Annotated in this window: 18 protein-coding genes; 3 read left to right on the top strand and 15 right to left on the bottom strand. The window is 59.7% G+C overall.

Going from position 1 to position 17,343, the window contains the following annotated elements:
- Positions 1 to 1,371: an 8-oxoguanine deaminase gene (locus ACSOSP_RS01955; RefSeq protein ID WP_455309269.1), complete on the bottom strand. Its 1,371-nt coding sequence runs from the start codon at positions 1,369 to 1,371 to the stop codon at positions 1 to 3.
- Positions 1,372 to 1,905: 534 nt separating this feature from the next.
- Here ACSOSP_RS01955 and uraH point away from each other — a divergent pair.
- From uraH to ACSOSP_RS01940, 3 genes are all read left to right on the top strand, one after another.
- Entirely contained in the window at positions 1,906 to 2,259 is a 354-nt protein-coding gene (uraH, locus tag ACSOSP_RS01950; RefSeq protein ID WP_455309268.1) for a hydroxyisourate hydrolase, read from the top strand.
- 103 nt (positions 2,260 to 2,362) lie between these two features.
- On the top strand, positions 2,363 to 3,556 hold the full coding sequence (locus tag ACSOSP_RS01945; protein WP_455309267.1) for a urate hydroxylase PuuD: 1,194 nt from the start codon (positions 2,363 to 2,365) through the stop codon (positions 3,554 to 3,556).
- 241 nt (positions 3,557 to 3,797) lie between these two features.
- On the top strand, positions 3,798 to 4,448 hold the full coding sequence (locus tag ACSOSP_RS01940) for a plasmid pRiA4b ORF-3 family protein (protein ID WP_455309266.1): 651 nt from the start codon (positions 3,798 to 3,800) through the stop codon (positions 4,446 to 4,448).
- 60 nt (positions 4,449 to 4,508) lie between these two features.
- Here ACSOSP_RS01940 and ACSOSP_RS01935 read toward each other — a convergent pair whose 3' ends face one another.
- The 14 genes from ACSOSP_RS01935 to ACSOSP_RS01870 form a co-directional block, all read right to left on the bottom strand.
- Positions 4,509 to 4,997, bottom strand: coding sequence for an ureidoglycolate lyase (locus tag ACSOSP_RS01935; RefSeq protein WP_455309265.1), 489 nt, complete (start codon positions 4,995 to 4,997; stop codon positions 4,509 to 4,511).
- A 28-nt stretch (positions 4,998 to 5,025) separates the two neighbouring features.
- The gene (gene alc / locus ACSOSP_RS01930) at positions 5,026 to 6,036 is read right to left on the bottom strand and encodes an allantoicase (protein WP_455309264.1); all 1,011 of its coding nucleotides are present in this window, start codon (positions 6,034 to 6,036) and stop codon (positions 5,026 to 5,028) included.
- Positions 6,037 to 6,083: 47 nt separating this feature from the next.
- Positions 6,084 to 6,605, bottom strand: a complete 522-nt coding sequence (gene uraD, locus ACSOSP_RS01925) for a 2-oxo-4-hydroxy-4-carboxy-5-ureidoimidazoline decarboxylase (protein ID WP_455309263.1) — start codon at positions 6,603 to 6,605, stop codon at positions 6,084 to 6,086.
- A complete protein-coding gene (gene puuE / locus ACSOSP_RS01920) occupies positions 6,602 to 7,564 on the bottom strand; it encodes an allantoinase PuuE (RefSeq protein ID WP_455309262.1) in 963 nt (320 codons plus the stop codon). Before puuE ends, uraD begins: the two co-directional genes overlap by 4 nt.
- A 144-nt stretch (positions 7,565 to 7,708) precedes the next feature.
- The gene (locus tag ACSOSP_RS01915) at positions 7,709 to 8,452 is read right to left on the bottom strand and encodes an aspartate/glutamate racemase family protein (RefSeq protein WP_455309261.1); all 744 of its coding nucleotides are present in this window, start codon (positions 8,450 to 8,452) and stop codon (positions 7,709 to 7,711) included.
- 159 nt (positions 8,453 to 8,611) lie between these two features.
- Positions 8,612 to 10,114 carry an NCS1 family nucleobase:cation symporter-1 gene (locus tag ACSOSP_RS01910; protein ID WP_455309260.1) on the bottom strand — a complete coding sequence of 501 codons (1,503 nt, stop codon included), beginning with the start codon at positions 10,112 to 10,114 and terminating at the stop codon, positions 8,612 to 8,614.
- 374 nt (positions 10,115 to 10,488) lie between these two features.
- A complete protein-coding gene (locus ACSOSP_RS01905) occupies positions 10,489 to 11,247 on the bottom strand; it encodes a GntR family transcriptional regulator (RefSeq protein ID WP_455309258.1) in 759 nt (252 codons plus the stop codon).
- A 279-nt stretch (positions 11,248 to 11,526) separates the two neighbouring features.
- A complete protein-coding gene (gene ldcA, locus ACSOSP_RS01900) occupies positions 11,527 to 12,453 on the bottom strand; it encodes a muramoyltetrapeptide carboxypeptidase (protein ID WP_455309257.1) in 927 nt (308 codons plus the stop codon).
- Positions 12,450 to 13,025 carry a tRNA adenosine(34) deaminase TadA gene (tadA, locus tag ACSOSP_RS01895; protein WP_455309256.1) on the bottom strand — a complete coding sequence of 192 codons (576 nt, stop codon included), beginning with the start codon at positions 13,023 to 13,025 and terminating at the stop codon, positions 12,450 to 12,452. The genes ldcA and tadA overlap by 4 nt, the downstream gene beginning before the upstream one ends.
- A complete protein-coding gene (locus tag ACSOSP_RS01890; protein ID WP_455309255.1) occupies positions 13,022 to 13,432 on the bottom strand; it encodes a DnaJ family domain-containing protein in 411 nt (136 codons plus the stop codon). Before ACSOSP_RS01890 ends, tadA begins: the two co-directional genes overlap by 4 nt.
- Positions 13,433 to 13,696: 264 nt before the next feature.
- On the bottom strand, positions 13,697 to 14,461 hold the full coding sequence (locus tag ACSOSP_RS01885) for an ABC transporter ATP-binding protein (protein ID WP_455309254.1): 765 nt from the start codon (positions 14,459 to 14,461) through the stop codon (positions 13,697 to 13,699).
- Positions 14,458 to 15,318 (bottom strand): ABC transporter ATP-binding protein, encoded by an 861-nt coding sequence (locus ACSOSP_RS01880; RefSeq protein WP_455309252.1) that lies wholly within the window; start codon positions 15,316 to 15,318, stop codon positions 14,458 to 14,460. The genes ACSOSP_RS01885 and ACSOSP_RS01880 overlap by 4 nt, the downstream gene beginning before the upstream one ends.
- 1 nt (position 15,319) lies before the next feature.
- Positions 15,320 to 16,234: an ABC transporter permease gene (locus ACSOSP_RS01875; RefSeq protein WP_455309251.1), complete on the bottom strand. Its 915-nt coding sequence runs from the start codon at positions 16,232 to 16,234 to the stop codon at positions 15,320 to 15,322.
- Between the two features lie 51 nt (positions 16,235 to 16,285).
- A complete protein-coding gene (locus ACSOSP_RS01870) occupies positions 16,286 to 17,326 on the bottom strand; it encodes an ABC transporter permease (RefSeq protein ID WP_455310808.1) in 1,041 nt (346 codons plus the stop codon).
- Between the last annotated feature and the right edge of the window lie 17 nt (positions 17,327 to 17,343).

Raw genomic sequence — 17,343 nt, 5'->3', positions numbered from 1 at the left:
CTAGTTGGCCATCGAGGTTAGCTGACCCGCCAGCCGGTTGTGACGCTCGACGATCGGTCCAAGATCGACCGTCGTCAACTGGCCATGGCGCACCACTACCTTTCCGTCGATAACACTCGTCGATACCTGCGACGGCGCGCAAAACACCAGCGCAGCAACGGGATCGTGCAACGCGCCCGCAAAACCGTGCTGGCTCAGATCGAAGGAAACGAAATCGGCTGCCATGCCGGGCGCCAACGCACCGATATCATCCCGGCCCAGCACCTTCGCGCCGCCCAGCGTCGCGATTTCAAGCGCTTCGCGTGCGCTCATGGCATCGGGACCGAAACCCACGCGCTGCAATAACAACGCTTGCCGCACTTCGGCGACCATCTGAGCGCCATCGTTCGATGCCGATCCGTCCACACCGATTCCGACCGATACGCCCGCGTCTCGCATCGCCCGGATGGGTGCAATGCCCGACGCCAGCCGCATGTTCGAACACGGACAATGCGCGACACCCGTGCCCGTACGCCCAAATAACTCGATACCCGCACGGTCCAGCTGCACACAATGCGCGTGCCAGACATCCGGTCCGACCCAGCCCAAATCTTCCGCGTACTCGGCCGGCGACATCCCGAACTTCTCGCGGCTGTACGTGACGTCGTTCACGTTCTCGGCGAGATGCGTATGCATCGACACCCCGTATTCCCGCGCCAGCAGCGCCGAATCGCGCATCAGCTCGCGGCTGACCGAGAACGGCGAGCAAGGAGCGACGACCACGCGCAGCATCGCGTAACGGCCTTCATCGTTATACGTTTCGATCAGGCGCTGCGTGTCCTTGAGGATCGCGTCTTCTTTCTCGACCACTGAATCGGGCGGCAAGCCGCCGTCCTTCTGCCCGACGCTCATGCTGCCGCGCGCCGCATGAAAGCGCATGCCGATCTGTTGCGCCGACGCAATGCTGTCGTCCAGACGCGCACCGTTCGGATAAATGTAGAGATGATCGCTCGACGTCGTGCAGCCCGAGAGCAGCAATTCGGCCATGGCGGTCAGCGTCGATACCTCGATCATCTCGGGCGTCAGGTTCGCCCAGATCTTGTACAGACTGGTCAGCCAGCCGAACAACTCCGCGTTCTGCGCCGCCGGCACAGCCCGCGTGAGGCTTTGGTACATGTGGTGATGCGTGTTGACCAGGCCGGGAATCACCAGGTGGCCTGACAGGTCCAGCACCTCGTCCGCTTCCTGCGGCAAGTCGCTAGTCGCGCCGACCTGCGTAATCCGGTTGTCCTCGATGAACAAGCCGCCGTTGGGAATCTCGCGCCGAGTCTCGTCCATGGTGACGAGCACGTGCGCGTTCTTCACCAGCAATGTCCGGGGTTTCTGTTGCATGCCGATCTCCGCTATTTCACTGTTTTACCGAGGGCGCAAAAGCATAAAAGCACCGCTTGAATCCGCGCCTGTTACCCGGTTACCCAGCGTCGATCGCCGTCTTCGGGATGCCCAGCGAGCCTCGCCGTATATGGCCGCCGTGGCCGCTGTGCAAGACGCTACTGTCCGTAGCCAAAAAGCCCCTGACAATGCTGACGCTGCCATAGTTGTCTTCACGGACTCGATATGATCGTGAATTTTGGCTCGCGTAGCATCGCCGGGAAGCGGTGAAAACGGTTGGAACGCTGACGTTTTCTTTACGGCAGCGCAATATGCGAGCGACCGATATGTGCTGGCGATTATCTTGCCTATCGCGGGCGTTATGATCACCGCAACTTTTTACAATGCTGTACACGGCGCGCATCCTCTCACGCCGACGGGTATGTAGCCACGCTTGTGGAGCCTCGATCCGCCGCTGATTGTCGAAAGAAACATGACGAGAACTCAGACGGTTCGATGCGCAGCCGCTCCTCGCACACTACAAGGACAACGCGAATGGGCAAGCTCACAACCCACGTACTCGATACCGCCCACGGCCGCCCCGGCTCCGGTATCAAGGTCGAACTTTTCGTGCTGACCGGCGACGCCCGGCGCGCACTCCTCACCACGCACACCAACTCGGATGGCCGTTGCGACGCGCCGTTGCTACAGGACGACGGGTTCGTCGCCGGCGAATACGAACTCGTATTTCACGCGGGGGCTTATTTCGCGGCTAGTGGCGTTGATCTACCTGAGCCGCGTTTTGTGGATCGAGTCGTACTGCGTTTTGGTATTGCCGATGCCACCTCGCACTATCACGTGCCGCTGCTGGTCTCTCCCTGGGCGTACAGCACGTATCGCGGTAGCTGAGGTTTTTTTCTGGTGTTCATTTAGTTTGAATCAGCTTGGCCGACGCTTTTTAATCCGGCGTCGGCCGATGGTTCGATAACAGAATTCGTGGTGGAGACGTTTCATGGAAGGCTTTATTGTTGACTGGCTGAATCTTGCTTTGCGCTGGCTGCATGTGGTGGTGGCGATTGCCTGGATTGGCGAGTCGTTTTACTTCGTCGCGCTCGACAACAGCCTGAAGCCGGCGAAAGACCCCGCTGCGACCAAGCGCGGTGTGTTTGGCGAGTTGTGGCATGTGCATGGCGGCGGCTTTTACAACATGCAGAAGTACACGGTGGCGCCGGCAAACATGCCCGACGACCTGCACTGGTCGAAGTGGCCTTCGTACACCACATGGATGTCGGGTTTTGGCCTGTTCATGGTGTTGTATCTGTTCTCGCCGAGCACCTATCTCATCGATAAGAACGTGCTTGATATGGGACCCGTAGTGGCGGTTTCATCGGCGCTGGGGTTCTTGCTGGCCGGATGGATTGTGTACGACTCGCTGTGCCGGTTTTTGGGCAATCGCGATGGCTTGCTCGGGATCTGCGTGGGCGCTTATGTGGTCATCGCAGCGTGGCTGGCTTGCCATGTGTTCGCCGGGCGTGCCGCGTATTTGATTACAGGGGCGACGTTGGCCACAATCATGTCGGCGAACGTATTTTTTGTGATCATTCCAGGCCAGCGGAAAATGGTTGCAGCCATGCTCAAGGGCGAGGTGCCCAATGCCATTTATGGCAAGCGCGGCAAACAACGTTCGGTGCACAACACGTATTTCACGTTGCCGGTGGTGTTCGTGATGTTATCGAACCACTACGCGATGACTTATACGCATCCGTATAACTGGGCTGTGTTGCTGATCATCATGCTGGCGGGCGCGCTGATCCGGCAATTCTTCGTGATGCGCCATCGTGGCCAGGTGCTGTGGTATTTGCCGGTGATTGGTGTCGTGCTGATGTTTGGCGCGTTTGCGTGGACCATGCCGAAAGGTGTGCCGACCGTTGCGCCGGTGGCTGGCGCGCCTGCGATTCGCGTGGCCGATATCGAACCCATCCTGCAGCAGCGCTGTGCGACTTGTCACGCCGCTCATCCGACGATGATGGGGGCGGCGCCGGCCGGCGTTTTGCTGGATACGCCCGAGTCGATTTCGCTGAACGCACAGCGGCTTTATCAGCAGGCTGTGGTGTTGAAGGCGATGCCGTTGGGCAATGTCACGCAGATGACTGATAAGGAGCGGTCGAAGATCGCTGCCTGGTTCCAGGGTGGGGCTTTGAAGTAAGGTTTGGGGTTTGCTCGCGCCGGTGGACTGGAAGGTCTGCCTGCGCGACTCGACGATTAGTCGTGCGGATGGACCTACTATGGGTCGCGACATCAACCGCTTGATGGTCAAAGGTCCGGTGATAGACTAGCCCATGTTCGGAACGGCACGCCCAAACGGCGTCCAGTCAAGTGCCTACACGGCCGCCAGTGTTGGAGCGAAGTGGCGTTCCTCCCATCAATCGTCTTGACGGATTACTTGCTTGGCGGCTCGCGCTGGTAAGCGGGCAGCGAAGCAGGCCGAAAAAGGGACCATCGAGATGGCTCAATCACGTAAGCCGGCCACGGGCGCGGTCAAATCACCCTCCCCGGTTTATCAGTTGCGTGTCGAACTGCTCTATCTCAAGCCGACGATCTGGCGGCAGGTTTTGGTACCCGGATCAATCACGCTTGTGAAACTGCACCGAGTATTCCAGTGGTCCATGGGTTGGGAGGACGAGCACCTGCATGAATTCGAGTTTGATGGTACCTGTTACGGCCAACCGGACCCCGATTTCCCGACCGATCCGCCGATGCTGAACGAAGTGAGAGTCCCGTTGACCCAAGCACTGGGTGCGTCAAAATCGTTTACCTACCTCTACGACTTTGGCGATAACTGGGAACATAAGGTGAAGATCGAAAAGATCTTGGCGCCTAATCCTGGATTGCGTTTGCCAATGTGCCTGGCTGGCGGCAATGCATGTCCCCCGGAAGACGTAGGGGGTCCTCCAGGGTATATCGGCTTCCTCGAAGCGATCAACGATCAATCGCATGAAGATCATGAACAGATGCTCGAATGGTGCGGCGGCAGTTTTGACCCCGACGCCTTTGATCTTGATGCGGTGAATCGAGATCTATCGAACATCAAACCCTGAATGACGATGCGGGCCTCGACTGCCGTGTACGCGAAGCCCGCGCCATCTCCAAGCGAAAACTCAGTCGACTAACCAAACTGATTCACTAAGCTGAAGTTCGTTGAGGTTATTACCCTCCCCGCCGCGATCCACCACAATGAAGTCGCTGACTTCGCCGAGTGCGATCAACGGATGATGCCAGACGCCCTTGGCATAATTCACCCCTTGCCATCCGCTCGTAACGAACCCACGAATAGCGGATTCATCTAACTCCCCAGCCGGCGCAACAACAACGAGATACGGCCGATCGTTAAGCGGCAAGAAAGCCTGACTCCCTAACGGATGCCGTTCGAGCATCGAAACCTCAAACGGCAATACCCGCGGTTGCCCGCGAAACAGATTCACAAGCGGCCGGCCGCCCTCGTCTTCCACATCAATCCGTGCAAGATCGTGGAAACGAATCGTCGTCCCGAGATTAATCGGAATCTGCTTCGCACCCTCGAGCTCGATGACATCGCCGAACGGCTCGAACGCCGCCCGGGTCAGCGGTTCAATCAGCAGTTTTTTCATCGTAAAACCCATGTCATGCACGCTCGCATCAAACAAGCGTGCTGAACAACCGCAACCGCGATACTCCGCCGTCCGGATAAATGTTGAACCGCACATGCGTGACAGGACCCAACGCGGCCAGTTCCGACTCGAACACATGCTGCTTGTCCATCTGCAACTTCTGCTCGCCCAGCAACACCGGCCAGAACATCGCCTGCGTGACAAGCGAGCTGTCCGTTCCACCCTTCACATATGCGGCCTGCAACGAACACCGGTCAGGATAATTGCCCTTGAAATGCGCCGTATCCACTTCGATCTTCTTGATCACGCCCGGCTGAGCCAGCGCCACAATGCACCAATCGTTCCCCGGCTCACGACGACGCCGCGTTTCCCAGCCATCGCCCATATTTGCGCCGCGTCCCGGCATCAGCAAGGTCGAAGCCGGCCCGAAATGCTGGTTGTTCGCGCCAACGACATACGCGCCGTTTTCCATGGCGGCGAGATCGAATAGCTCGGTGCGGCTGGCGCTGCTCCAGTCAAGCTGCGGCTGTCCATACACACGCAAGCGCGCAATACCACCGTCCGGGTAAATGTTCACACGCAGATGCGTGAACGCCTGCTCGCTGGCAATGTCCACGTAGTGATGCGTGTTCCCCTGCAACGTCATGGACGGCACGACTTCCGTCCATTGCGTCGCTTGCGTTGGTGCACCATTCGCCACGTGCGCACCTTCGATAGACGCAGCCGGCGGAAAGTTACCCGTGAAGTGGCTGGTATCGATATCAAAACCCTTGATCACACCCGGCCGCGCCAGCTTCACCACGCACCAGTCAAACCCGCTCACCCGCTTGCGACGCGTTTCCCAGCCGTCCATCCACTTGCCGTTATCGTCGTATTTGCCCACGATAAACACCGCCGGCTCCGGATTGAGCATCCGCTCTTTCGGTGCGAAAAATTCGTCGCTGGCCTCAAGCGCCTGCGCGCCCAAGCGCGGGTCCGCGAGGTTCACATAACGGCGCGTGAATTCAGGCGCGTTGGCATCGAGTATGGGGGCGGCCATGATGTTTCCTTATAAGATTTTGAAGGGGACGCACTGCGTTCAAGCGCTCAAACGCCAAGCAAATCGTCGAGCCTGAAGCGCGCTATCCGGTAAATTTGCTGAAGACTCTCGCGTAACTCGATGTCGCGGCCGTGATGCAGGCGCGCCTCGAAGTTCGCGATAATGCCGTGGCGATCAAACCCGCGCACAGCCAGAATAAACGGAAATCCAAACTTCTCACGGTACGCAGCGTTGAGCGCCTGCAATCTGTCGAACTCTTCCTGAGTGCAGAGATTGAGGCCGGCGCCGCTCTGCTCGCGCGTGGATTCGTCCGTAAGTTCCCCCCGCACCGCAGCCTTGCCGGCAAGCTCCGGGTGGGCGTTGATCAAGGCCAGTTGCCGTGCGTCACCCGCCTGGTCGACGATCGTCGCCATGACGTCGTGAACCTGGTCGATGCTCGTGAACGGCCGCTTCGCAAGCGCAGCTTCGGGCACCCACGGAGAGTGTTCGAAGATACCCGAAAGCGTGTTGATGAACGCGCCGGCAGGCAGCGCATTGAGTTGGTCCAAAGTGATCCGCACGATACTCATGACGCGCTCACTCCGGAGGTCACTCCCGCCGTCCCTTCATAAGGATGATGCTCGCGCCAGTGCCGCGCAATATCGACCCGCCGCGTCACCCACACACGATCGAACTGCTCGATGTGATCGAGAAAACGCTGCAGCGCACGGAAGCGTCCCGGGCGGCCCAGCAACCGGCAATGCATGCCGATGGACAACATTTTCGGCGCTTCACTGCCTTCTTCGTAAAGCACGTCGAACGCATCGCGCAAGTAGGTGAAGAACTGCTCCGCCGTGTTGAACCCTTGCGGCGTGGCAAAACGCATGTCGTTGGTGTCGAGCGTATAAGGCACGATCAGTTGCGGCGTCTTCGCGCCCCCACTGACCTCCACGTCCATCCAGAACGGCAGGTCGTCGCCGTAATAATCCGAGTCGTACAGGAACCCGCCATGTTCCGCGACCAGCCGGTGCGTGTTCGGACTGTCGCGTCCCGTGTACCAACCGAGCGGCCGCACGCCCGTCACGCGCTCAATCGCCTCCATGCCAAGACGCATGTGCTCCGCTTCCTTCTCCGGCGACATGTCCTGATAGTGGATCCACCGATACCCATGACACGCGATCTCATGCCCCAATTCGACGAACGCGCGCCCGAGGTCCGGATGACGCTCGATCGCCATGCCCACGCCGAACACGGTAAGCGGCAAATCGCGCTTTTCGAACTCGCGAAGGATGCGCCAGACACCGGCACGCGAGCCGTATTCGTAGATGGATTCCATGCTCATGTGCCGAGACGGATACGCCGCCGCGCCCACGATCTCGGACAAGAATTGTTCCGATGCCGGATCGCCATGAAGTACGCAGTTTTCCCCGCCTTCCTCGTAATTCAGCACGAATTGCACCGCAATGCGTGCGTTGCCGGGCCAATTCGGCTGCACGGGGTACCGCCCGTAGCCGATCAGGTCGCGTGGGTACTTCAGTTCATTCGACATGGCTGGATGAGTGCGTGGAAGTCGATGGAGCCGCACACGGTTAAAGACCCGCGCGACGATAGGCCAGTTTAGCGAAAACACATCGTCACGCCCATATTCATACGCAGATATTGCGGGTCAGGCGAGGTGTATGGTCCAGGCGTTTTATTGGGGTTTGCCTGGACTATAAGGCGCTAGCGCGCCGTCATATTGCTTAGCTAGCGGGCGCGCATAATCACCTCGCTTCGACGTTCGCAGCTTTAGCGCAATCAACGCTTCCGCCCATTTCACCGCGGTCGTCACGCCTTCGATGACCGGCGCGCCGATGGCGTCTTCAATCTCGTGGCAAAACTCGGCCATGCCTGCACAACCCAGGACGATCGACTCGGCATCGTCTTCCGCCAAAGCCTTGCGACACTCTTCTATGATGATCGAGCGCGCGCTGGACCCGGGAATATCCAGGTCCAGCACCGCTACGTCGGTTGCACGGACGTTCTTGCAGAATCGCTTCATGCCGTAGCGCTCCGCCAGGTGCCAGGACATCGTGCAAGTGCGCTTCAAGGTTGTCACTACGCTGAAACTCGGCGCTATGACGCTTGCCGCATGCATTGCCGCTTCCGCAATGCCGATGACCGGACCCCTGGATAATTCCCTGGCGGCATACAACGCAGGGTCGCCGAAGCAGGCAATGACATACCCGTCCATGCCCTCTTTCTCACCCTTTTCAATCTCCTGCAACAAGGCTAGCGATGCAAGTGCTTCGTCGTAGTAACCCTCGATAGAGGGCGGCCCCATTGAAGCGCTTACGGAGATTATCTCCGTTCCTTTTGACGCTACTTCGCGAGCACAACGGTCCATTGCCAGCGTCATGCGTTCCGTTGTGTTCGGATTGATCAGCTTGATACGCATTTGGTTCTTCCTCTAGTTCCTGCAAGCATCATTTGATCCGGATTACATAGTATCTACACAAACCCTTGCTTGCATTTGTTGCGCAGCGCGCCATCGCATCCCGTCCCGGGAAACCTTTGCGATGGCCTGTCCGCCGCCTTGATTTCCTTGATTTCTTTCCTAAGCGAAATTCGATACCGAGTTCTTGTCCGCAATGATCCTGTAGAACAACGCGCCCAATCCGGCACCTATGAACCACGAGAAGTTGCCGGCGCCTTCCAGGGATGGCACCATCACGCAGGCCACCGCAATGGCCGCTGCGGGCAAGAGTGCCGCCACCGCGCGCCAGTTCACACCATTGCTATACCAGTAACGGCCTGTCACCGAAGTCGTGTACAACTCCTCAACCTTGATGTTGCCACGCTTCATCAGGTAAAAATCCACGATCAGCACGCCATACAACGGACCGATGAAGCTGCCGAGCACATCGAGCGTATAGTGGATCACGGCAGGGTTGTTGAAGAGGTTCCACGGGGTGATGAAGATCGACGCCACCGCGGCCATCATGCCGCCCATCCGCCAACTGATCAGACGCGGCGCGACATTGGAGAAGTCAAACGCCGGCGAGACGAAATTCGCCACGATGTTGATGCCAATGGTTGCGATCGTGAAAGTCAACGCACCCAGGATCACCGCCGTCGGTTGATCGATACGCCCCACTGTTTCCACAGGGTCCGTGATCAATTGGCCGAAGACCGGCAAGGTCGCGGCGGTCGTGATGACCGTCACCAGCGAGAACGCCAGGAAGTTGACCGGCAAGCCCCAGAAGTTACCGCGCTTCACGCTCTTGTAACTCTTGCAGTAACGCGAGAAGTCGCCGAAATTCAACATGGGTCCGGAGAAGTACGAGACCACCAGGGAGATGGCCGTGATCATGACCGGCACCACTTCCATGCCGTGATACTTCACGCCGCCCAGGTTCAAGCCAATGTTGCGCCAGCCCGCGCGCCACACCATGTAACCCGCCAAAATGAACATCACCACGTAGACCGCCGGGCCCGCCAAGTCGATGAACTTCTTGATCATCTCCATCCCGCGCCAGAACACCACGGCCTGTAACACCCACAGCAGCATGAACCCGGCCCAGCCCACAGCCGAGAGTCCGGCGAAACCGTATTTGTGGACATTGGCATAAGGCAGCCATTGGGGCATGAATTTCAGCACCACGATCACCAGTGCGCTCGACGCCAAAAATGTTTGGATTCCATACCATGCCACCGCGATCAAGCCGCGAATCACAGCGGGAAGATTCGCCCCCAGCACGCCGAAGGTCACGCGGCACGCCACCGGATACGGAACGCCCGCCTGCTGGCTCGGCTTGGCGATGAGGTTGCACAGCAGGTTCACAAAACCGATTCCGACAAGCAATGAAACCAGCACCTGCCAGCTCGTCAGCCCCAACGCAAACAAGCTCCCCGCGAACACGTAACCACCTACGCTATGCACGTCGGACATCCAGAACGCAAAGATGTTGTAGGCACTCCACGTCTGATGTTTGAGCGGCGCAAGATCATCGTTATAGAGCCGGTCGCTGTATCCGGCCGGATTCTCAGGATTACTACCAGAATCATCGTCGTAGGAAGGTATTGCAGTACTACCTGGGGTTGCACTGAACTGAACCATGACTTCTCCTTGAATGAGCTCGGCAATCAAGCCGCGAATGGTCGACTTCGTATAGCTTGCGTATAGCAATACGCACCATCGCGTGGTCAACGCGCAGTGCTTTCTTGTCGGTATGGGCTACGGCGTCCTGCAGTCGCGGGAGATCACGCGACCAGACGCAATTCATCCACTCGGCACGCGCAATAACGCGCATGCGTCCACGGAAAAGGCATGGTGAAAGTCCACGCATTCGTTGAACGCGGGCTTTTTAAATTCGTTTGGCTTTCAGATATTGATAGTGCGGGTATTACTTCGCGCCCGGAGAGCGGTCGCGGTGTTGCTGCCAGTCAGACTGATAATCGGGCTAAAAATCGAGCCGGTCATCGAGCTAAAAATCACGCGCTTTTATCGCGCTCACTTGCCTTCGGCTTCGAGAAAACTTCACGCAAATCAACAGCACCGCGCGCGGGCCGGTCCAGCATCTTCAGTTCGACTTCCTGCAAGTGCCGCGCCATCAGTTCGGCGGCCTTCGGTGCGTCGCCGGCATCCAGTGCGGCCAGGATCTGCTCGTGATCTTCAAAGCTGCACGAGCTTTGCCCGAGCGATTCATACAACGCCGATATCAGCGTGGAACGCGCCACAAGACCCGACAAACATTCGCACAACACCGTATTGCCGGTAAGCTGCGCAAGCTCCTTATGGAACTCGCCGGACAGCCGTATCCAGGACGAGAAATCGCGGCTCTCATAGGCCTTGCGTTCACGTCCGATCGTCGCGCTGATCGACTTGAGCCGGCGCGTGCCATGCCCGGTACAGATACGCTCGACGACCGCCATTTCGATGATTCGCCGCATCTCGAACACTTCGTGCACTTCCTGCACCGAAGGGCTTGCGACGAACGCGCCACGATTCGGTTCAAGGTCCACGAGGCGCTCACTGCCAAGCTGCGCCAGCGCCAGGCGCACAGTGCCGCGCTTGACATCGAATACTTCGCACAACTGTGCTTCTGTCAGCTTCGCGCCAGGAGCGAGACGGTGTTCGAGAATGGCATCACGAATATTTGCCGCAATCGATTCCGCCGTCGCGGCGGCGACCGAAGCCGCAGTGCCGATGACGCTTACCTTCGACAAATCTTTCAATTTCGTTTCGGACATGATCGTCTTCGCTCTATGTGATACATCTTATGACGGACATAAAGACTGTCAACAATTTTAGAAACTTTTTTTCGCTACGGACGCGTTATTTTTCTGGTCAATTACTCAGATGACCGTCCAGTAAGGCGTTACGCGAGTTATCTAAGTAAATAAGACCAAATACGATGGCTATATTGTTGACAATCTAATGCACGTTGTTCGTGCGTGCACGCTCAACACCGGTGCGTTGAACGAAAAAAAACGCCCTTACGGGCGCTCGTCCGACTTGCATGAAACCCGCTACGCCAAGTACGGATAATCGGAAAGCTTCATTTCAAAGCCGTGCGACCGAGCCACAAGGTGCGCGGTCGCGCCGAACGGCAACGTCAGCAATTCGGGCACATGCCCGAATTGCAATCCTGTCACAACGGGAATCCGGATCACCGACCTGACCTGTTCGAGCATCGTCTCGAACGTATAGCCGTTGTCGTACTCCGACAGCTTCCCGCCCGTGAATTCGCCCAGCACCAGCGCCTGTTGCCGCGCGAGAATCCCTGACTGATGCAGTTGGTAAATCATGCGTTCAACGCGATAAGGATGCTCGTTCACATCTTCGATGAACAGGATCCCGCCCTCCACCGGCGGCATGTATCGCGTGCCGATAAGCGACGCGATAATCGCCAGATTGCCGCCCCACAGCATGCCGGTAACATCGACGGACTGGGCCTGCGGCACGTGGCTGGTCACCTTGAACGACGAGTGCGTGATCGCGTTCCAGAAATGCTCCATCATGAACGCGCTCGGTTCTTCCGCGCCGAAATCGGCAGCGAGCATGGGGCCGCCAAATGTCTTCACGCCGGCCAGAGAGTACAGCGCCAACTGGATCGCGGTGAAGTCGCTATGGCCGACAATCGCGATCGGCTGGTCGTGCAAGCGGCGCTGCAAGCCCTCGTAATCCAGGCCATGAAGAATGCGTGAAGCGCCGTAACCGCCGCGCACCGCCAATACGATGTCGGGCAGAGGACGCGACGAATCCGCAAGCCGGTTCAGGTCCGCCGCACGCTCGCCGTCGGTGCCTCCAAAGCGTTGAAAACGACGGTGCGCCGCCGACACGTTCTCCAGCCGATGCCCCTGCGCGCGCAGGCGCTCCATCGCGCGTCCAACCACTTCAGAGTCGGGGTACCCCGAAGGCGCGACGAGATCGATGGTACGGGTCGGGTGGGTCATGAGCGAAGGGAAAGTGGATCGGTGGAATCGGGTGGTACGGCATCGCGGGCACTACGGGCATCGCGCGCTTCACGCACGGCGCGCCGGCGTTCGGCAAAAAAACTGCGCAACGCATTGGCGCATTCATCGCCAAGCACCCCGCCGGTGACGCTCGTGTGGTGGTTCAGATTGCCGATGGCGAAAGCATCCACAACGCTCCCGCATGCGCCCGTCTTCGGATCGTGCGCGCCGAACACCACGCGGGCGATTCTCGCGTGCATGATCGCGCCGGCGCACATGATGCAGGGCTCGAGCGTGACGTAGAGTTCGCAACCAGGCAAGCGGTAGTTTTCAAGCACGAGGGAGCCCGCGCGCAACGCGGCCATTTCGGCGTGCGCCGACGGATCATGCGCGCCGATAGGATGATTGAAGCCGGTCGCGATGACGTCATCGCCACGAACCAGGACCGCGCCGACCGGCACTTCGCCCAACGCTCGCGCTTGCTCCGCGGCGGCTTGCGCGAGCGCCATGAATCGGCGATCGCGTTCTGCGGCAGCCGTCAAGGCGAGATCGGTTGGGGATGCGGGAGTCACTTTCCGGTGGCCTCGGACACCGCATTCCTGCCGTTCTCCGAGAGACGCTCGGACAAACGTTCTGCAATGCGCCGCCGGTATTCCAGCGGCACAACGGTGCTGCTGCCGCGCAAGGATTCCAGCGCCATGTCGAGCGCCAGCATTTTCGCTTGCAGCTTGCGGCGGGTCGCCGGATCTTCGGTGCTGCCGGCTTCGTGTTGCAGATCCCGAAGCGCGCGCAAATATTCGACAGCGGGCGGCACGAAACCGGCATTTTTCATAATGCGGTTGGCGACGCGGACCTCATCAGGAACCAGGGCGTCGTCGTCGAATTCGAGGGGTTCGCCTGCGCCGGGCAGGTTGTCGAACTCGCCGCGCGCGGCAGCAGCCGAAATTCGCTGTTCGACCAGGGCATCTAGCAGTTTCATCGGCGTTTTAGGTGCCGGCGACCGGTGTGTCGAACGTTTGTCGGAGAACGTTATCGAGCAGCAGGATCAAGCCGGATTGTCACGTTTTGAGGGTTGCGCTTCGCGGTGTCATTCACTTTCAAATGAGCCGCCGGCTGCGTGGGAAGCCGCGTGAGCGATCCCGGCGCAACGCGCTTCGGGGATGCCTACTACCAGATTCGTATTCTATCAGGCGGCTTGCGCAGGGCGGTTCGCGGCGAGCTCCGCGCATATTTCGCAGCAGGACTAGGCCGGATCGATTGCCTTGCGTCGATACCCTTCTGTGGCAAGCAACAAGCTTCGTGTGTATTCATGCGTCACGTTTTGTTCTCGGACGGCTTCAATGGGAAGTTGCTCCACGATCTCGCCATCGCGCATCACCGCGACCCGCTGGCATAGAAATCCGACCACCGCCATGTTGTGACTGACGAGGATCATCGTGAGATGGCGTTCGCGATGCAAGCGCCGCAGCAGGTTCAGGATTTCCGCCTGCACGGACACGTCGAGCGCGGACGTCGGCTCGTCGAGCAACAGGACGCGCGGCTCCACGATCAACGCCCGCGCTATCGCCACGCGCTGGCGCTGTCCGCCCGACAACTGGTGCGCATACCGAAACCGGAACGCGGGCCCGAGACCGACTTCGCGCAATGCGTCGAGAATGCGGGCATCGTGGCGATCCATGCCGTTGATGGTCAGGGGCTCGCGCAGCGTCTGGTCCACGGTAAAGCGCGGATACAGCGATCCGTAAGGGTCCTGGAACACCATCTGCACTTCGCGCCTGAACGTACGATCGATGTGTTTGCCAAGCGTATGGCGGCCAATCCGCATCGACCCATTGGCGATGGGTACGAGTCCGGTCAGCGCGCGCAGCATGGTCGATTTGCCGGAACCCGATTCGCCGACCAGTCCGAACACCTCCCCTTCATCCACATGAAACGTCGCCGAGCGGACGGCATCGGAGAAACCGGTTTTCGTTTTAAAGCGTACCTGGACCTCGTTTGCTTCGATCATGGCGCGACCTCGGCGAACCATGCGGGATCGCGTTGCAGCACCGGCAGTTCGTCCGGCGGATTGCGCAGCGGCGGACTCGCGGCGAGCAATCCGCGCGTGTACGGGTGCTGCGCATGGGCAAGATCGCGCGCCGCGCAGGTCTCGACCACCCGCCCGCCAAACATCACCAGCACGCGGTCGCAAAACGACATCACCAGCGGCAGGTCGTGGCTGATGAAGATCAGCCCGGTATTGTGCTTCGCAATCATCTCGTCGAGTACCGACAACACCTGCATGGAGACGAGCACATCGAGCGCGCTGGTCGGTTCGTCGGCGATCAGCACCCGGGGGCCCGACGACACCATCATGGCAATCATCACGCGCTGGCCCATGCCGCCCGACAACTCGTGCGGATAGGCATCGGCGACTCGCTCTGGATCGCGGATATGCACGGCCGCAAGCGCCTCGACAATCCGTTCGCGCATGGCTTTCGCATTCAGCTTGGGCGACTGGCGCCCGAACGCCTCACGCATCTGCTGCGCGACCGTCATCACCGGGTTCAGCGAATACTTCGGGTCCTGCAGGATCATGCTCATCTGCGTGCCGCACAGGCGTCGCCGCTCCTTCGGGCGCAGGGCGAGCAAATCGTGGTTATCGAGGCGCATGGCGTCGGCCGACCAATGTGCCGATGCAGGCAGCAGCCCGAGCAACGCGCGTCCCGTCAGCGATTTCCCCGACCCCGACTCGCCGACGATACCCAACCGCTCGCCTCTGGCGAGCGTCAGCGAAATGCCGCGCACCGCTTCGGTCAGCGTGCCGTCGTGGCCCTCGAACGCAATGCGAAGGTTATCGATTTCACAGAGGGTATCGTCTGGCATGTCAGCTTCCTTGACGGGGATCGAAGACATCGCGCAGACCATCGCCGAGCAGGTTGAACGCAAGGCTCACGAGCAGGATGGCGATGCCGGGAATGGTCGCGACCCACCATGCATCGAGCAGCACGCCGCGCCCCGACGCCACCATGAAGCCCCACTCGGGACTCGGCGGCTGCGCACCAAGCCCGAGAAAGCCGAGTCCCGCGACCGTCAGGATGATGCCGGCCATGTCGAGGGTCGCCCGCACAATCACCGACGACGAACAGAGCGGAACAATGTAACGCAGCAGGATCCGCATGGACGACGCGCCCTGCAAGCGCGCCACGTGGATGAAATCGGCCTGCACCAGCCGCAGCGTTTCGGCGCGCGCGAGGCGGGCATACGGCGGCCACGCCGTGATCGAGATCGCAATCACCGCATTGATCACGCCTGGCCCGAGCGCCGCCGCGAATGCAAGCGCCAGCACGATCTTCGGGAACGCGAGTGCGATATCGGTCAGGCGCATCAGGACGGTATCGACGAAACCACCGCAGAAACCCGCTGTTGTACCGATCAGCAAACCCACCGGCACGACCAGCACCACGACCAGGATCGCGATGCTCAAGGTCAGGCGCGAGCCGATCACGAGCCGCGCGAGGATGTCGCGGCCGAGTTGATCGGTGCCGAACCAGTGCGACGGAGAACCGGGCGGCAACAGCCGGTCGCCGAGCACTTGCCGCAAGGGATCATGCAGCGGCAATAGCGGCCCGATTGCGGCGATCACAATCATCAGTATCAGGATCACCAGCCCGAACACGCTCAGCGGATTGCTCGCGAAACGCCGCCAGCGACGGTACGCCAAGCCCAACGCAGCCTGCCTGCGCGACGCGGGCGTATCCGTGAGAAGCCACGCACGCCACTCCCCGCGCGCTGGCTTCATTGTCTGAGTTGAATTGTCTGTGGATGGAAGCACGTCATGAGCCTTTGGCAGTCATCGGGCACGCGGATCGAACACGCGATACAGCGCGTCGGTCAGCAGGTTGAGCGTGATGAACGTGGCGCCGATCACGAGCGTGCTGCCCAGCACCGCGTTCATGTCGGCGTTGAGCAACGCGCCGGTGAGATAAGAGCCTATGCCCGGCCAAGCGAACACGATTTCCGTCAGCACGGAGCCTTCCAGCAGATAGCTATAAGCAAGGGCGATCACCGTCAGGAGCGGTACCGCGATGTTGCCAAACGCGTGACGCCAGATCACGCGACGCTCGCTCAATCCCATCGCCCGCGCCGTCACGATGTATTCCTGGCTCAACTGCTCAAGCATGAACGATCGCGTCATGCGGCTTAAGTAGGCGATGGAATAGAACGCGAGAATGGCCGCGGGCAACACGATATGAGAGAGCGCATTTTTGAACACATCCCACTCGCCCGCCAGAAGGGAATCGACCAGCAGGCTGCCTGTGCGGGTATCGACCAGACCGTCGTATAGCGGGTCGATACGCCCCGGTCCGGACACCCAATGCAACTTGGCGTAGAACAGCAGCAAGCCCATCAGCGCTAGCCAGAACACCGGCAGCGAACTGCCCGCCAAACCGATGAAACGCGCCACGTGATCGATCCAGCGGTTATGCCGCACGGCAGCCGCCACGCCCAGCGGCACGCCAATCACGATGCCCATGAACGTGGACAGCGTGGCAAGTTCGAGCGTAGCGGGGAAGACGCGCTTGATGTCGTCGATCACCGGGTTCGATGTCAGCAGCGACATGCCGAGGTCGCCGTGCAACACGTCACGCACGTAGATCAGGAATTGGACGATCAAGGGCTTGTCGAGCCCGAGTGCCAGGCGCGCCGTTGCATAAGCTTGCGCCGATGCACGCTCGCCCAGCATCGCAAGCAATGGATCGATCGGAATCTTTCTTCCGATAAAAAACGTCACGCCGAGCAAGCCGATGAAGGTCACGGCGAGCATCAGCAGCCAGCGCACGAAGAGCCACGTCCGGCGTACGCCGGCGTGGCGGGTGAGCACCCGTTGCAGGCGCTGGAACGCGGAGA

It is taken from the genome of Caballeronia sp. KNU42 (genome assembly GCF_053760385.1).
Note: the sequence above shows the minus strand (reverse complement) of the source record. Positions and strands in the feature narration are given on the sequence as shown.

Bases quoted from the DNA above. Each gene is read 5' to 3' on its own strand.
- puuE (WP_455309262.1), bottom strand. From the start codon at position 7,564: ATGTCGAATGAACTGAAGTACCCACGCGACCTGATCGGCTACGGGCGG.
- ACSOSP_RS01955 (WP_455309269.1), bottom strand. From the start codon at position 1,371: ATGCAACAGAAACCCCGGACATTGCTGGTGAAGAACGCGCACGTGCTC.
- ACSOSP_RS01880 (WP_455309252.1), bottom strand. From the start codon at position 15,318: ATGCCAGACGATACCCTCTGTGAAATCGATAACCTTCGCATTGCGTTC.
- ACSOSP_RS01910 (WP_455309260.1), bottom strand. From the start codon at position 10,114: ATGGTTCAGTTCAGTGCAACCCCAGGTAGTACTGCAATACCTTCCTAC.
- alc (WP_455309264.1), bottom strand. From the start codon at position 6,036: ATGGCCGCCCCCATACTCGATGCCAACGCGCCTGAATTCACGCGCCGT.
- ACSOSP_RS01915 (WP_455309261.1), bottom strand. From the start codon at position 8,452: ATGCGTATCAAGCTGATCAATCCGAACACAACGGAACGCATGACGCTG.
- uraH (WP_455309268.1), top strand. From the start codon at position 1,906: ATGGGCAAGCTCACAACCCACGTACTCGATACCGCCCACGGCCGCCCC.
- ACSOSP_RS01890 (WP_455309255.1), bottom strand. From the start codon at position 13,432: ATGAAACTGCTAGATGCCCTGGTCGAACAGCGAATTTCGGCTGCTGCC.
- ACSOSP_RS01905 (WP_455309258.1), bottom strand. From the start codon at position 11,247: ATGTCCGAAACGAAATTGAAAGATTTGTCGAAGGTAAGCGTCATCGGC.
- ACSOSP_RS01885 (WP_455309254.1), bottom strand. From the start codon at position 14,461: ATGATCGAAGCAAACGAGGTCCAGGTACGCTTTAAAACGAAAACCGGT.
- ACSOSP_RS01875 (WP_455309251.1), bottom strand. From the start codon at position 16,234: ATGAAGCCAGCGCGCGGGGAGTGGCGTGCGTGGCTTCTCACGGATACG.
- ldcA (WP_455309257.1), bottom strand. From the start codon at position 12,453: ATGACCCACCCGACCCGTACCATCGATCTCGTCGCGCCTTCGGGGTAC.
- ACSOSP_RS01935 (WP_455309265.1), bottom strand. From the start codon at position 4,997: ATGAAAAAACTGCTGATTGAACCGCTGACCCGGGCGGCGTTCGAGCCG.
- uraD (WP_455309263.1), bottom strand. From the start codon at position 6,605: ATGAGTATCGTGCGGATCACTTTGGACCAACTCAATGCGCTGCCTGCC.
- ACSOSP_RS01945 (WP_455309267.1), top strand. From the start codon at position 2,363: ATGGAAGGCTTTATTGTTGACTGGCTGAATCTTGCTTTGCGCTGGCTG.